Source organism: Pseudomonas migulae (assembly GCF_043225285.1).
Lineage (GTDB): Bacteria > Pseudomonadota > Gammaproteobacteria > Pseudomonadales > Pseudomonadaceae > Aquipseudomonas > Aquipseudomonas migulae_C.
Genome location: NZ_CP171224.1, coordinates 2,695,118 through 2,709,080 on the forward strand (window position 1 = coordinate 2,695,118; position 13,963 = coordinate 2,709,080).

A 13,963-nucleotide genomic window follows, 5' to 3' on the forward strand; every position below is an offset into this window, starting at 1 on the left:
TCCATGTCAACTGACACACCGCAATCGCGAGCAGGCTCACTCCTACATGGGTCCGTGACGCCTTGAACAACGGGCAAAAAAAAAGGGGAGCACATGCCCCCCCGAGGTTTAAAGCGTTGTATCGCGGCTGTTAACTCAGCCTTCGATCTCGATCAGGATTTCGCCCGGATTCACACGATCGCCCTTGGCCACGTGGATCGCGGTGACCTTGCCGGCGATGGCGGCCTGGACTTCGGTTTCCATTTTCATCGCCTCGGTGATCAGCACGGCCTGGCCGGCTTTCACTTCGTCGCCTTCCTTGACCAGCACGTCGACGATATTGCCCGGCATGGTGGTGCTGACGTGGCCCGGTGCAGTGGCTTGCTTGCGCTTGCTGCTGCCGCCGCCGACGAATTCGTTGAGTGGTTCGAACACCACTTCTTCCGGCATGCCGTCGATGGACAGGTAGAAGTGACGCTTGCCTTCAGCCTTGACGCCGACACCGGTGATGTCGACGCGGTAGGTTTCGCCGTGGACGTCGATGACGAACTCGGTCGGCACGCCTTCGCCACCGGCAGAGGCCGCGCCGCCCGCTTCAGGAATCGGCAACAGCACTTCTGGAGTCAGCGTGCCGGCAGCGCGCTCCTCGAGGAATTTGCGGCCGATGTCCGGGAACATCGCGTAAGTCAGCACGTCTTCTTCCGACTTGGCCACGGCGCCGATTTCAGCACGCAGCTTGGTCATTTCCGGCTTGAGCAGGTCAGCTGGACGGACGTCGATCACTTCTTCGCTGCCGATCGCCTGGCGACGCAGTTTTTCGTTCACGGTGCCCGGCGCCTTGCCGTAGCCGCCTTGCAGGTAGAGCTTCACTTCGTTGGTGATGGTCTTGTAGCGCTCGCCGGCCAACACGTTGAAGAACGCCTGGGTGCCGACGATCTGCGAAGTCGGGGTCACCAGCGGCGGGAAGCCGAGGTCTTCACGAACGCGCGGGATCTCCGCCAGCACTTCGCTCATGCGATTCAGAGCGCCCTGCTCTTTGAGCTGATTGGCCAGGTTGGAGATCATGCCGCCCGGCACCTGGTTAACTTGCACGCGGGTGTCGACGGCGGTGAATTCGCTTTCGAACTGGTGGTACTTCTTGCGCACGGCGTAAAAGTACAGGCCGATCTCTTGCAGCAGTTCCAGGTTCAGGCCGGTATCGAACTCGGTGCCTTTAAGGGCCGCGACCATCGATTCGGTGCCCGGGTGGCTGGTACCCGATGCAAAGCTGGAGATGGCGGTGTCGATGTGGTCGGCACCGTTTTCGATGGCCTTGAGCTGGCACATCGCGGCCAGGCCAGCGGTGTCGTGGGAGTGGATGAACACCGGCAGCGACTGCTCGGCTTTCAAGGCCCGGACCAGTTCGCCGGTGGCGTATGGAGTCAGCAGGCCGGCCATGTCCTTGATCGCCACCGAGTCGCAACCCATGGCTTCCATTTGCTTGGCTTGTGCCACGAACGCGTCGATGGTGTGCACCGGGCTGGTGGTGTAGGCGATGGTGCCCTGGGCGTGTTTGCCCGCCGCTTTCACCGCTTCGATGGCCACGCGCAGGTTACGCACGTCGTTCATCGCGTCGAAGATACGGAACACGTCGATGCCGTTGACCGCGGCCTTGGCCACGAAGGCCTTGACCACGTCATCGCTGTAATGGCGGTAGCCCAGCAGGTTCTGGCCACGCAGGAGCATTTGCAGGCGAGTGTTAGGCAGTGCGGCGCGCAGCTGGCGCAGACGCTCCCACGGGTCTTCTTTCAGGAAGCGCACGCAGGCGTCGAAGGTCGCGCCGCCCCAGCATTCCAGCGACCAGTAGCCGACTTTGTCGAGCTTGTCGCAGATCGGCAGCATGTCTTCGGTGCGCATGCGGGTGGCGAGCAGCGATTGGTGGGCGTCGCGCAGGATTGTGTCGGTAACGTGGATTTTCTTGGTCATTGGAATATTCCTCACAGGCCTGCGTGGGCGGCGATGGCGGCGGCGATGGCCAGGGCCAGCTCTTCGGGTTTGCGCTTGATCGAGTAGTTGGTCAGTTCAGGATGGCTTTCAACGAAGCTGGTGTTGAACTGGCCGCTACGAAATTCCGGGTTACGCAGGATTTCCTGGTAGTACGCGGCGGTGGTCTTGACCCCTTGCAGACGCATGTCGTCGAGGGCACGCAAGCCACGGTCCATCGCCTCTTCCCAGGTCAGCGCCCACACCACCAGCTTCAGACACATGGAGTCGTAATACGGCGGAATGGTGTAGCCGGTATAGATCGCCGTGTCGGTACGCACGCCGGGACCGCCGGGCGCGTAGTAACGGGTGATCTTGCCGAAGCTCGGCAGGAAGTTGTTTTTCGGGTCTTCGGCGTTGATCCGGAACTGCAGCGCAAAGCCACGGTGCTGGATGTCTTCCTGCTTCACCGAAAGCGGCAGGCCGGACGCGATGCGGATCTGCTCGCGCACGATGTCGATGCCGGTGATTTCTTCGGTGATGGTGTGTTCCACCTGCACCCGGGTGTTCATCTCCATGAAGTACACCTCGCCCTCGGCGAGCAGGAACTCCACGGTGCCGGCGTTCTCGTAGCCCACGGCCTTGGCTGCGCGCACCGACAGGTCGCCGATGTAGGCGCGCTGTTCCGGGGTCAGTTGAGGGCTCGGGGCGATCTCGATGAGCTTCTGGTTGCGACGCTGGATCGAGCAGTCACGCTCGAACAGGTGCACCACGTTGCCGAAGCTGTCGCCGAGGATCTGCGCTTCGATGTGCTTGGGATTGACGATGCATTTTTCGAGGAACACTTCCGCCGAACCGAACGCCTTGGTGGCTTCGGAAATCACGCGCGGGAATGCCTGTTCGAGTTCTTCGCGGCTGTTGCAGCGACGGATACCGCGACCGCCGCCACCGGAGGTGGCCTTGAGCATCACCGGGTAACCGATGCGGTCGCCTTCGGTCAGCGCTTCGGCGATGTCCGCGACGTTGCCTTCGGTACCCGGGGTGACCGGCACGCCAGCCTTGATCATGCTGCGGCGGGCTTCGGTCTTGTCGCCCATGCGGCGAATCACTTCCGCCGCCGGGCCAATGAATTTGATACCGCGTTCTGCGCAGATGTCTGCCAGCTCGGCGTTTTCCGAGAGGAACCCGTAGCCAGGGTGCAAGGCATCGCAGCCGGTTTCCACGGCCAGGTTCACCAGCTTGCGCGGGTTCAGGTAACCGGCGAGCGGGTCAGCACCGATGCTGTGGGCTTCGTCCGCACGCTTCACGTGCAAGGCATGGCGGTCGGCGTCGGAATAGACCGCGACCGAGCGAATGCCCATCTCGGCGCAGGCGCGCACGATTCGCACGGCAATCTCACCACGGTTGGCGATCAGGATCTTTGTTATCACTTGGAGTTTCCCTTGAGCCGGTGGTACCCACGACCTGCTAGACCAGGTCGACGCGTGACCAAATGTTTCAATTTGGTCGCAGCTCCACACTAGCCCCCGCAAGGGATTAACAAAAATGATTAATTATTGGGTCAGGCATAAGTAAAGACTTATAGTTGAGGCATCAGTCGGCGGCGGGAGCTTCTAGATAATGCGTAAGTCATTGATGCGTATGACATTGCGTCAATTGCAGATCTTCAATGAGGTCTGTGATTTGCGTTCCTACAGCCGTGCGGCGGACGAAATGTCGCTCACGCAACCTGCCGTGAGCCTGCAGATTCGTCAACTTGAGGAGCTGATTGGTCAGCCTTTGTTCGATTACGTCGGCAAAAAGCTCTACATGACCGAAGCGGCTGAAGCGCTTCAGCGGGCGAGCCGGGACATTTTCGGCCGCCTGGAAAACCTCGACATGCAGCTGTCGGACATGCAGGGATCGCTGCAAGGCCAGCTGAAACTGGCGGTGGAATCCAGCGCCAAATACTTCGTGCCGCACCTGTTTGCCGCGTTCAAGCGCCAGCATCCGGAGGTGAACCTGCAACTGACCGTGGTCAATCGTGGTCAAGTGATTCGCCGTCTCTCGGACAACCGCGACGACCTGGTGATCATGTCCATGGTGCCGCAGGACATGGGGCTGGAGTTCTTGCCGTTCCTCAACAACCCGATTGTGGCCGTGGCGCCGCCGGATCACCCGCTGTGCCACATGGGTCCGCTGCGCTTGCAGGATCTGGAGCCTTACACGCTGCTACTGCGCGAGCCCGGTTCGGGAACGCGGCTGGCGTGCGAAGAGTACTTCAAGGAAAAGCGCGTGCACTTCAACCAGACCCAGGAAGTTTCCTCGGCCGAAGCCCAGCGTGAATGCGTGCTGGCGGGTCTGGGCGTCGCGCTGTTGACGCGCCACGCCCTGAACCTGGAGTTGGCGACCGGTGGCTTGATCGAATTACCGGTCGAAGAGCTGCCGCTGTTTCGCAGTTGGTGCCTGGTACAGGCCAAGGCCAAACGGCTGTCGCCGGTGGCTCACGCATTCCTTGCGTTTATCCGCAGCGAACGGGTGCAGATCAGCGCCCTGGTTGAGCGTTTCGACGGGAAGTTGCGGGAGCAGCCTGCCAGTAGTTGAGTTCCAGTTCCGGAAAATCACCGATCTCGGCCAGCAGCTGGCGGCGCTCGCAGCGATCTTCGATGGCGCGACGAAATTCCATGCGGCGCTGGTCTTCTTGTTGACGACGGGTTTTGACGGCGCTGTTGCGTTCTTCGTAGGGCTGGGCCATTTCGAGTCTCCCAAGTCGATTACGGGAGTTACAGAATGGGCGCGAGGGATGACGGTTTAGCGGCTTGTGCGTTACAGCCAGATGAAAGTTGGGGTATTTAACGTCGCTTTCGCGAGCAAGCTCGCTCCCAAAGGAAAACGCGGTCAACTGTGGGAGCGAGCCTGCTCGCGATTAAGGTCGGAACGACCTTACGACGACCTCAGTCGTCCAGGGCTTTCACCGATTTGGGCGACAACCGCAAGCTACGCAGACTGCGCTTGACGCTCTTGAGGTGGTTGACCAGGCTCGGACCGCGCGCCATGGCCACGCCCATCGCCAACACGTCGATCACCACCAGGTGGGCGATGCGTGAGGTCAGCGGCGTATAGATTTCGGTGTCTTCATGCACATCGATCGCAAGGTTGACGGTCGACAGCTCGGCCAGCGGTGTCTGGCTCGGGCACAGGGTGATCAGCGAGGCGCCGCTCTCGCGCACCAGGTTAGCGGTGATCAACAAGTCCTTGGAACGCCCGGACTGGGAAATGCAGATCGCCACATCGGTCGGCTTCAGAGTAACTGCCGACATCGCCTGCATGTGCGGGTCGGAATACGCCGCCGCCGTCAGCAGCAAACGGAAGAATTTGTGCTGCGCATCCGCCGCCACTGCACCCGAGGCGCCAAAGCCGTAGAACTCGACACGCTGGGCCTGGGACATGAGCGACACCGCGCGCTGCAGCTCCACCGGATCGAGCTTCTCGCGAACCTCCATCAGGGTGTGCAGGGTGGTGTCGAAGATTTTCAGGCTGTAGTCGGCGACCGAGTCATCCTCATGGATCGCGAATTGGCCGAAACTCGCACCGGCCGCCAGGCTCTGCGCCAGCTTCAGTTTCAGGTCCTGAAACCCGGAACAACCGATGGCGCGGCAGAAGCGCACGATGGTCGGCTCGCTGATGCCCACGCTGTGGGCAAGGTCGGCCATGGAGCTGTGCATCACCGCCGCCGGGTCAAGCAGCACGTGGTCGGCGACCTTGAGCTCCGACTTGCGTAACAGGTGGCGTGACTGGGCGATGTGTTGCAGCAGATTCAAGGGGCTGGACTCTTTGTTATTGGCAGGCGCCGGGGATGTAGCAAGCTTGTAGTTATACTACAAGAATTGGCTTTTTGCCTGCTCAATGCGTAACCGAATCCCTCGCTTTCAGGCGTGTGCGGTCCATGTAGCACCGATTATCGAACCGTCAGCACCACACAAAGCACACCACCATCAATAACAACAACTAATGACCGATCATTAAAAGTCGGAAAAATTGGTTATCAGCACTACAAAGCAATCAAATAGCAAAATTACATTTAGAACCAACGTGCTTCTCCCGCAAACAAGTTGATCTGGATATATTGATCGGGCAGGACGCAATCAACTTAATCAAAGGATCTACACTATGAGCATTAAAACAAAAAACTGGACCGCACAAATCGACCGCATGCCACATGCCCAGTCTTTCCGCACCTTCGGCATCGTAACCGTTGCAAATTCCGGTGTTACCCCTACTCTGGTTAAAACAGAACAGCAGGACAAATCTTATGACCTGCGGCTGGAGTTGAAACTTGAAACTTCCAGCGAAGTAGCGCTTCAAGTCGAAACCGACAAATTTGTTGAATATAAAGAACTGGGTGATTCTCAGGTCACCGGCGTCAGCATCTTTTATAAAGACAAGCTGCTGCACCGCATTGATAAAGTTCTGATCACGCACTAACAAGTCATTAATGCGTTTGGAGTTCCCATCAGGCACTGCAGTGCCTGGCGGGAGCTCCTCTGCTCGTCTTCAATCGATATTTTGCCCGCGTAGTAGCGTGGCCAGCCTCTGCGCCTCTATTGGCCGGCTGATCAGATACCCTTGCACTTCATCGCAACGCTCCACCTTCAAGAACTCAAGCTGTTCCTGATGCTCCACCCCTTCCGCCACCACCTTCAATGACAACCCGTGAGCCATCGCAATGATCGCCCGGGTAATTGACGCATCGACAGTGCCCTCCCCCAGACCGCGGATGAACGCCTGATCGATCTTCACGTAATCCACGGGGATGCGCTTGAGGTAACTCAGGGACGAATAGCCGGTGCCGAAATCGTCGATGGCCAGTTTCACCCCAAGATCACGCAACTGCTGGAAGGTAGCGATGATGTGTTCGACGCTGTCGAGCAACTGGCTTTCCGTGAGCTCCAGCTCAAGGTAGTGCGGCGCCAGGCCGGTTTCTTCCAGTACTTGGCGCACCAGACTGACCAGCTTGCCCTGGCGCAATTGATGCACCGACAAATTGACCGAAACCCGGATCGGTTCCAGCCCCTGGCGCTGCCATTCGCACGCCTGCCAGCACGCCTGACGCAAGACGAACTCACCGATCGGGCCGATCAGCCCGGTTTCCTCGGCCAGGCCAATGAAGTCCCCCGGCGGCACGCTGCCCATGGTCGGGTGATCCCAGCGCACCAACGCCTCAGCAGCGTTGAGTCGGCCTGTGGCGAGGCACAGCTTGGGTTGGTAAAACACCTTCAGCTGCTTTTCTTCGATGGCTTTGCGCAGCTGGTTTTCCAGCTGCAAACGCTCCAGCGTGCTGGCTTGCAGGCTCTCGGTGTAGAACTGGAAATTATTGCCGCCCAAGTGCTTGGCATGCTGCATGGCCATGTTCGACTGGCTCACCAGCGCGGAAATCTCCCGCGCATTGTCCGGCAGCATGCTGATGCCCATGGACGCACTGACCACCAGTTCGTGCCCTTCGACGGTCACCGGCACGCGCAATTTGGTCGACAGGCGCGTGGCCACCCGCGCCAGGCTCGACAGGCTGCCGTAGGCATCGAACAGCACCGCGAACTCATCCCCGGACAATCGCGCGATGGTGTCCGCCTCCGGCAGCGCATTGACCAGGCGCCGGGCCATTTTCTGCAACAGCTGGTCGGCAATTTCATGGCCGAGGCTGTCGTTGAGCAACTTGAAGCGGTCGAGGTTGATGTGCAACAACGCCAGGCTGCGGCCGCCCTGGCGCACACGCTGATGCGCCTCCCGCATGCGCTCGCGGAACAGCGAGCGGTTGGCCAGGCCCGTCAGCTCATCGTAATGCGTCAGGTAGCGCATGCGTTCTTCCGACTCGCGCCGCGCCGACAGATCGGCGAAGAAGCCCACGATATGACTGACATTTCCCCGGGTATCGCGCACGGCGTTCAATTGCAGCCATTGCGGATAGAGTTCGCCGTTCTTGCGGGTTTCCACCAGCTCGCCCTGCCAGCTGCCGTGTTGCTCCAGTGCCTGATGAATCGCGCCGTAGTGCCGACGGGCATCGCGGCTGCACGGCAACTCCACGACGTTGCGACCGAGCATGTCGTCGATGTCATAACCGGTTAAGCGGCTGAACGCCTGGTTGACCGCGATGAGGGCGTAGTTCGGGTCGAAAATCATGATGCCTTCGCTGGCGGCCTCGAACACCGTGGCCGCCAGTTGCTGCTGGGCTTCAAGACTCTTGCTGGCGCTGATGTCGCGACGGGTGCCGACCATGCGGATCACCCGACCGCTGTCGCTGCGCTCAACCGCGCGCCCCCGGTCTTCGATCCAGACCCAATGGCCATCGCCGTGACGCACGCGGTATTCGATCTGGTAATCCTCGCTGCGCCCCTTCAAATGCTCGACCAGCGCCCGCTTCAACGACGGCAGGTCTTCGGGGTGCAAACGCGGCTTGAGATGGCCGAGCATTGCCGTGACGAACTCCGGGTCGAGGCCGAACAACTCCTGGAGTTGTGTGTGGTGAACCTCGTCGGTTTGCAGGTTCCAGTCCCACAACCCCAGCTCACTGGCTTTCAATGCCAGCGCCAGGCGCGCTTCGCTTTTGCTCAAGGCCTGGTTGGCGGCGTCGAGCTCCAGGCTGCGCTGGGCGACGCGGCTTTCCAGGCCGATCTGGATTTCACGCAATTCGTCTTCGGCACGACGTCGCTGGTCGATTTCCCTGGCCAGTTCGTGATTCAACTGATCGCTGCAGCTTTGGGCTTTCTGCAAATGCTCGATCAAGGATTGATTCTGGAAGCGGCGCAGCAGCCCGCGATCGATCAGCCGATTGACCTGCCAGGCAACCACGCTCAACGCCCCCAGCAGAATCAGCCCGAACCAGCCCCATCCCTGCTCTTGCGCGTCACCGCCCCAAAACAGATAGGCGATGGCCGGCAGCAGGCACGGCAAGGTAAAGGACAGGAACGCGGGCAGGCTGACGGCATAGGCAACGCTGGCCGACAGGGCCGCCGCGCCAATCAGGCCGAACACCCAGGCTTGCTGGATGAAATTGTCGGCGGGCACCAGGGCTATGCCGGCGCCGGCCAGGGTCAGGCCGGTCATGGCCGAACCGAGCAGAAACATGCGACGCCAGACCGGGTGGGCCTGGCGATTGGGAATCGCCGAGTCGAAAGCGGCAACCTGAATCACCCGCAACGCCACCAGCGACAGCAACCATACCAGCCAGACGCTGACGAGGAAGTAGCGCTGTGGGCTCCAGAGCAATCCTGCGCACACCAGGCCATTGATCAGCATGAACAGCGTGGGCAGCAGCGAGCCTTGGTAAAGCAGGCGCGTGCGCTCGACCGCCATTTCCTGGGCGTACTGTTTGCGGATAACCCGAGGCTCCACAGTGGGGCCCGACAGGTCGGTGCTGAGGGTCATAGGCAATGTTCTTGTTCTTATAATGATGAGCATGAGCCCGAAACGTGGACGGAGCATACACAAGCCAATGCCCTTACCAAACTGCTCCAGATCATAAATTCGACAAAAGCCAGCAGGCCCTTTGCCCCCCGAAAACCCTGCAAGCGAGCCCCGCCAACGGCTGCAGCCAGTGACCGACCGGTCGTCCTGCGCGTAACTTTCATCGGCTAATGCAAAGCGGGGTTTGCCCGGTGTGGCGCGGCCCCCTAGAATGCCCCGATGCGCGATGACCTCTCCCTTCTGCTGAACTCCCTCAACGATGCCCAACGCCAGGCCGTAGCTGCCTCCGTGGGTCGTCAGTTGGTCCTGGCCGGTGCTGGTTCCGGTAAAACCCGAGTGCTGGTGCACCGTATCGCCTGGTTGATCCAGGTCGAGAACGCCTCGCCCCACTCGATCCTGTCGGTGACTTTCACCAACAAGGCCGCAGCCGAGATGCGCCATCGCATCGAGCAGCTGATGGGGATCAACCCGGCGGGCATGTGGGTCGGCACCTTCCACGGCCTGGCGCACCGCTTGCTGCGGGCGCACTGGCAGGAAGCCGGCCTGAGCCAGACCTTCCAGATTCTCGACAGCGACGATCAGCAACGGCTGGTCAAGCGGGTGATCCGCGAGCTGGGCCTGGACGAGCAACGCTGGCCGGCCCGTCAGGCCCAGTGGTTCATCAACGGGCAGAAAGACGAAGGTTTGCGTCCGCAACACATTCAAGCCAGCGGCGACCTGTTCCTGGCGACCATGCGCAGCATTTATGAAGCCTATGAGGCCGCGTGCCTGCGCGCTGGCGTGATCGACTTCTCCGAACTGCTGCTGCGCGCCCTCGACCTGTGGCGCGATCACCCGGGACTGCTGGCGCACTATCAGAAGCGCTTCCGGCATATTCTGGTGGACGAGTTCCAGGACACCAACGCCGTGCAGTACGCCTGGTTGCGCCTGTTGGCCAAGGGCGGCGACAGCCTGATGGTGGTGGGCGACGACGATCAGTCGATCTACGGCTGGCGTGGCGCGAAAATCGAGAACATCTATCAGTATTCCGACGACTTCCCGGACGCCGAGACCATTCGCCTGGAGCAGAACTACCGCTCCACCGCCGGGATCCTCAAGGCTGCCAACGCCCTGATCGCCAACAACACCGGGCGCATGGGCAAGGAGTTGTGGACCGACGGCGGCGATGGCGAAGCGATCAACCTGTACGCCGCGTTCAACGAACACGACGAAGCACGCTACGTGGTGGAAACCATCGAAAGCGCGCTGAAAACCGGCCTGGCACGCAGCGATATCGCGATTTTGTACCGCTCCAACGCCCAATCGCGCGTTTTGGAAGAAGCTTTGCTGCGCGAGCGCATTCCGTACCGCATCTATGGCGGCCAGCGCTTCTTCGAGCGGGCAGAAATCAAGAACGCCATGGCTTACCTGCGTTTGCTGGAAGGCCGTGGCAACGATGCGGCACTGGAGCGGGTGATCAACGTTCCCGCTCGCGGCATCGGTGAAAAAACCGTCGAAGCGATCCGCGACCACGCACGCCACAGTGATGTGTCGATGTGGGAAGCGATGCGCCTGCTGGTCGCCAATAAAGGCCTGACCGGTCGTGCCGCCGGCGCACTGGGCGCGTTTATCGAGCTGATCGAGAACCTCGCCGCCAAGTGCATGGACATGCCGCTGCACCTGATGACCCAGACCGTCATCGAGCAGTCCGGACTGATCGCCTACCACGAAGCGGAAAAAGGCGAGAAAGGCCAGGCCCGGGTAGAAAACCTTGAGGAACTGGTCAGCGCCGCGCGCAACTTCGAGAACAGCGAAGAAGACGAAGACCTGACGCCACTGGCGGCATTCCTCGGTCACGCCTCGCTGGAGGCCGGGGATACCCAGGCTGATGAGCACGAAGACAGCATTCAGCTGATGACCCTGCACAGCGCCAAGGGCCTGGAATTCCCTTACGTGTTCCTGGTGGGCATGGAAGAGGGCCTGTTCCCGCACAAGATGAGCCTGGAAGAACCCGGTCGGCTTGAGGAAGAGCGGCGCCTGGCCTATGTCGGCATCACCCGGGCCATGCAGAACCTGGTGATGACCTATGCTGAAACCCGACGCCTGTACGGCAGCGAAACCTACAACAAGGTCTCGCGTTTCGTACGTGAAGTGCCGAAAGGCCTGATTCAGGAAGTACGGCTTTCCAACAGCGTCAGCCGTCCGTTCGGTGGTGGCCAGCAGCAGAGCGCCAGCAGCCTGTTTGGCGGCAGCGAGATTCCGGACACCGGTTTCAGCCTCGGCCAGGCCGTTCGGCATTCGGTGTTCGGCGATGGTGTGATCCTGAACTTCGAAGGCGCCGGGGCTCAGGCACGGGTGCAGGTGAACTTCAGCGAAGGCAGCAAGTGGCTGATGCTGGGTTACGCGAAGCTGGAAGCGATCTGAAGGCTTTTCTGCAGGAGCGAACCTGCTCGCGATTGAGGGCACCGCGGGTTATCCGAAGTGCGGCTATCGCGAGCAGGCTCACTCCTACAGGTGTTGGGGGTTGAACCACTTCGGCAGGTTGATCTTATAAAGGCACGAACCATGGGCTCGGGTTTCTTTTCTTCCTGGACATTCTGGGCCCTGCTATCGGCAGCATTCGCGGCCATGACCGCGATCTTCGCCAAGATCGGCATCGAAAACGTCAATTCCGACTTCGCCACCTTGCTGCGCACCGTCGTGGTTCTCGTCAGCCTGGCCTTGATTTTGTACGCCACGGGCCAATATCAGTCATTAGGATCGATCTCGGCCCGCAGCTACCTGTTCCTGCTGTTGTCGGGCCTGGCCACCGGCGCCTCATGGATCTGCTACTTCCGGGCGCTGAAACTGGGACCGGCTTCGCTGGTAGCTCCGGTGGACAAGCTCAGCGTGGTGCTGGTGGCGGTGCTCGGCGTGATCCTGCTGGGCGAAAAACTCGACCTGCGCCAATGGGGCGGAATCGGCCTGATCACCTCCGGTGTGATCCTGCTCGCGCTACGGCGCTAGGCCCCGTCCTACAGAACTATTCAACTCGTCCTACAGACCAAAGTTAACAGGCCTGATTGCCCTGACTGAAGCTGAATGAAACCTGTCAGGCAAAAGCCCGAAACACTCTGCCGCTAGCCAGTAACACTTCAGCTGTGCAACATGGCGCGCGTGCCATCCACAAATGGGAATTCCCTTTATGAAACGTTTTCTTAGCATCGCCATGGCGTTGTGCATCGGCCTGACGATGAGCCTCGACGCCAACGCCAAGCGCTTTGGTGGCGGCAAGAGCTCCGGCGCTGCGCCGACTCACCAGACCAGCCAAATGGCTCCTTCTTCTGCTGCAGGTGGCGCTGCTGCCACTGCGGGCGCGGCCGGTGCCGCTGGCGCTGCCGCCAAGGCCGGCGGTGCTTCCCGCTGGCTCGGCCCTCTGGCCGGTATCGCTGCGGGCGGCCTGCTGGCCTCCATGTTCATGGGCGGCGGCTTCCAGGGCATGCAGATCTTCGACATCCTGATCATGGCGGTCATCGCCTTCCTGGTCTTCCGTTTCATCGCCGCTCGTCGCCGCAAGCAGCAGGAGCACCTGGCTCCGGCTGGCGCGCCGATGCAGCGTGAAGTGTTCGAACAGAAGCCGGCAGCCATGGGTTCGATCTTCGGCGGTTCGGCCGCACCGGTTGCCGCTCGTCCGGTGATCAACGCGCCAGCCTGGTTCAATGAAAAGAACTTCATTGAAGCGGCCCGCAACCACTTCCAGTCCCTGCAGCAACACTGGGACGCCAACGAAATGGACAAGATCGCCGAGTTCGTAACCCCGCAACTGCTTGAGTTCCTCAAGCGCGAGCGTGCCGACCTGGGCGACGGTTTCCAGTCCACCTACATTGATAACCTCAATGTTCAGCTGGATGGCGTCGACGACCGTGCCGACAAGACCATCGCCACCCTGACCTTCAGCGGTGTGTCGAAGACTTCGCGCTTCGACCAGGGCGAAGTGTTCAGCGAAAGCTGGAACATGGAACGTGCACAGGGCGAGAACCAGCCTTGGCTGGTCGCAGGTATCCGCCAGAACGGCTGATTCTTCCTGCGTTAAGCATGCTGTAATAAAACCCCGGACTCGTCCGGGGTTTTCTATTTCGCGGTTGCATCTATAGCAAGCTACTGTATAAACCGCCCCAACTAAACCGCGCCATCAAGCAAGAGGATCCCGGACGTGGAAGAAATCATCGAACAACTGCGTGAAGCCAACGAACCGGTACCGGTCCCCTTGGAGTTGCCCGACGAAGATCTGCTGGTCGAGATCGAAGAACAACTGTTCATCGACATTCCGTTTGTCTTCAGAGAATTTTTGCTGACCGTCAGCGACGTGGTCTACGGCAGCCTGGAGCCGGTGACCGTCACCGATCCGCAATCCCACACCTACCTGCCCGACGTTGCCGCCAACGCCTGGGATGCGGGTGTTGATCGCAGCCTGATCCCGATCTGCCAGGACGGCGACGACTACTACTGCGTCGAAGAAGACGGCACCGTGGTGCTGTGGCAGGCCGAAGAAGAGCTGATCGCCGAAGAAACCTGGGAGTCGGTGTGGCACTGGGCGCGAGACGTCTGGCTGGAGAGCTGAGAC

At 60.4% G+C, this 13,963-nt stretch carries 11 protein-coding genes; 6 read left to right on the plus strand and 5 right to left on the minus strand.

Translation table 11 applies throughout. The features are described 5' to 3' along the window. Window positions 1–135: 135 nt before the first annotated feature. Together oadA and ACF6ZU_RS12465 are read right to left on the minus strand one after the other, a co-directional pair. A complete protein-coding gene (gene oadA, locus ACF6ZU_RS12460; protein ID WP_392892786.1) occupies window positions 136–1,944 on the minus strand; it encodes a sodium-extruding oxaloacetate decarboxylase subunit alpha in 1,809 nt (602 codons plus the stop codon). A gap of 11 nt (window positions 1,945–1,955) precedes the next feature. After that, on the minus strand, window positions 1,956–3,371 hold the full coding sequence (locus ACF6ZU_RS12465; protein ID WP_392892788.1) for an acetyl-CoA carboxylase biotin carboxylase subunit: 1,416 nt from the start codon (window positions 3,369–3,371) through the stop codon (window positions 1,956–1,958). 190 nt (window positions 3,372–3,561) lie between these two features. Here ACF6ZU_RS12465 and ACF6ZU_RS12470 point away from each other — a divergent pair, with 190 nt between their 5' ends. Next, a complete protein-coding gene (locus tag ACF6ZU_RS12470) occupies window positions 3,562–4,524 on the plus strand; it encodes a LysR family transcriptional regulator (RefSeq protein WP_392892790.1) in 963 nt (320 codons plus the stop codon). Here the strand turns inward: ACF6ZU_RS12470 and ACF6ZU_RS12475 are convergent. Further along, window positions 4,466–4,675: a PA3496 family putative envelope integrity protein gene (locus ACF6ZU_RS12475; RefSeq protein ID WP_008030742.1), complete on the minus strand. Its 210-nt coding sequence runs from the start codon at window positions 4,673–4,675 to the stop codon at window positions 4,466–4,468. The two genes, ACF6ZU_RS12470 and ACF6ZU_RS12475, sit on opposite strands and share 59 nt — an antisense overlap. A 199-nt stretch (window positions 4,676–4,874) precedes the next feature. Continuing rightward, complete coding sequence (gene hexR, locus ACF6ZU_RS12480) at window positions 4,875–5,741, minus strand: transcriptional regulator HexR (RefSeq protein WP_008027445.1); 867 nt, start codon at window positions 5,739–5,741, stop codon at window positions 4,875–4,877. Between the two features lie 349 nt (window positions 5,742–6,090). Here hexR and ACF6ZU_RS12485 point away from each other — a divergent pair, with 349 nt between their 5' ends. Continuing rightward, the gene (locus ACF6ZU_RS12485) at window positions 6,091–6,405 is read left to right on the plus strand and encodes a hypothetical protein (protein ID WP_392892793.1); all 315 of its coding nucleotides are present in this window, start codon (window positions 6,091–6,093) and stop codon (window positions 6,403–6,405) included. A gap of 69 nt (window positions 6,406–6,474) precedes the next feature. Here the strand turns inward: ACF6ZU_RS12485 and ACF6ZU_RS12490 are convergent, their stop codons facing one another. Beyond that, window positions 6,475–9,342, minus strand: a complete 2,868-nt coding sequence (locus ACF6ZU_RS12490) for an EAL domain-containing protein (RefSeq protein WP_392892795.1) — start codon at window positions 9,340–9,342, stop codon at window positions 6,475–6,477. Between the two features lie 258 nt (window positions 9,343–9,600). Here ACF6ZU_RS12490 and uvrD point away from each other — a divergent pair, with 258 nt between their 5' ends. From uvrD to ACF6ZU_RS12510, 4 genes are all read left to right on the plus strand, one after another. Next, the gene (gene uvrD, locus ACF6ZU_RS12495; RefSeq protein WP_392892797.1) at window positions 9,601–11,784 is read left to right on the plus strand and encodes a DNA helicase II; all 2,184 of its coding nucleotides are present in this window, start codon (window positions 9,601–9,603) and stop codon (window positions 11,782–11,784) included. A gap of 141 nt (window positions 11,785–11,925) precedes the next feature. Beyond that, window positions 11,926–12,366, plus strand: a complete 441-nt coding sequence (locus ACF6ZU_RS12500; RefSeq protein ID WP_392892799.1) for an EamA family transporter — start codon at window positions 11,926–11,928, stop codon at window positions 12,364–12,366. Window positions 12,367–12,544: 178 nt separating this feature from the next. Then, entirely contained in the window at window positions 12,545–13,417 is an 873-nt protein-coding gene (locus ACF6ZU_RS12505) for a Tim44 domain-containing protein (protein WP_392892801.1), read from the plus strand. 135 nt (window positions 13,418–13,552) lie between these two features. Further along, window positions 13,553–13,960 carry an SMI1/KNR4 family protein gene (locus ACF6ZU_RS12510; protein WP_003187120.1) on the plus strand — a complete coding sequence of 136 codons (408 nt, stop codon included), beginning with the start codon at window positions 13,553–13,555 and terminating at the stop codon, window positions 13,958–13,960. Window positions 13,961–13,963 lie beyond the last annotated feature (3 nt).